This window comes from Vibrio sp. 1249-1, assembly GCF_033340495.1.
Map to the genome: position 1 here is coordinate 1 of NZ_JAWOWJ010001233.1, position 504 is coordinate 504.

General features: G+C 46.4%; 1 protein-coding gene. It reads left to right on the forward strand.

Translation table 11 applies throughout. From position 1 onward, the window contains the following. Positions 1-504: AbgT family transporter (locus R7Z50_RS31440; protein ID WP_318150268.1), on the forward strand; the 504-nt coding region annotated here is incomplete at both ends.

The following is a 504-nucleotide window of genomic DNA, read 5'->3' on the forward strand; positions in this document are numbered from 1 at the left end:
CTGGTGTGTCTGGTGGTTTCTCTGCAAACTTCATTCCTTCAGGTATTGACCCATTGCTCGCTGGTTTCACACAAACAGCAGCACAGGTTCTTGATCCTGAATACGTGGTTAACCCTCTAGCAAACATCTTCTTCACTGGTCTATCTTCAGTGATCATCGTTGCTATCGGTTGGTACGTGACTGAGAAAATCATCGAGCCTCGTCTTGCAAAGATGCCAATTGATGAAGATGCAGAAACGGCACCAAACTTAGGCTCTTTCACTGAGTTGGAATCAAAAGCATTCCGCTACGCTGGCTGGGCTATGATGGCGGGTATTGCACTTCTTGTTGCCGCGTTATTGCCTGAGAACTCGGCACTTCGCTCTCCTGAAGGCGAAATTACGGCGTTTTCTGCGCCTATCATGAAGTCGATTGTTCCACTGATCTTCATCCTATTTATCATCCCTGGTTACGTTTACGGCAAAGTATCTGGCACCTTTAAGACAAGTAACGACATCATCAAAG